Source organism: Moraxella sp. K127, from assembly GCF_015223095.1.
Taxonomy (GTDB): domain Bacteria; phylum Pseudomonadota; class Gammaproteobacteria; order Pseudomonadales; family Moraxellaceae; genus Moraxella.
Genome location: NZ_JADFBZ010000106.1, coordinates 1 through 836 on the forward strand (window position 1 = coordinate 1; position 836 = coordinate 836).

Genomic DNA, 836 nt, shown 5'->3' on the forward strand with positions numbered 1-836 from the left:
TGTTTCAACCCCACATCTCGCCCCTCTTGCCAGGACACTTTGGCCAAATAAGCATCTGCTGCTGTATTGTCTCGGTAAGTTTTTAGGCTGTGTTCATATCTTGCCCATTCTTCTCGGTTCATGTTTGCAATTTTGGCTTGTTCAAAGGCTTGTTGAAATAAAGTGTCATTTTTAAAAACATTGGGTATCATTTGTAAGTCCTTGAGGTTTTTTAGGTAAAATAACCATTTATCCAGATGGGTTGTCAGTTCATTTTGGGTTTTGTTAAAACTTGGCATCTCAAGATAGATGAATGTTAATTTATCATAAAACACCTGATTGTGCTGATTTTTTAGCTGTATGGTGTGTATCACATCAGAAGAGATGATGTCTAAATAAAAGTCCAAAATACTGATGCAATATACAGCACTTAGCTGATATCCCCAGTCTTTGCCTTTTTTGGCTTGTTCGGTAATGGGGAAGGTGGCATAGTATAAGGTACGATCTTTAAAGAATTCTTGTTTGATGCGTTGCAATTCCACAATAAACTGCTCGCCTGTGGTGCTGTGGCAATAAATATCATAGATTGCTTTGCGGTCATTTTGTGTTAAACCCAGCTGTTCGGTATTTTTAAATGCCAGCTCAGCAATCTGATGATGGGGTGGTAAAATGCTGTTTAAAAAATCTATCAAAAAAGGTTTGCTTGCTTCACTGCCAAATAATCTTTTAAAGCCAAAGTCTGTATAGGGATTGATGTATACTGCACTCATCGTATCTTACCATAAGCCAAAAAAAAGGGGGGATGAGATGTCATTATAGCTGATAATGAATGGGATTGCTATACATGGGATGTAAAG

Annotated in this window: 1 protein-coding gene; it reads right to left on the reverse strand. The window is 37.6% G+C overall.

Features of this window, described 5'->3' with window-relative positions; genetic code table 11:
* Positions 1-749: Rpn family recombination-promoting nuclease/putative transposase (locus IM753_RS12800; RefSeq protein ID WP_194109448.1), on the reverse strand; the 749-nt coding region annotated here is incomplete at its 3' end.
* Positions 750-836 lie beyond the last annotated feature (87 nt).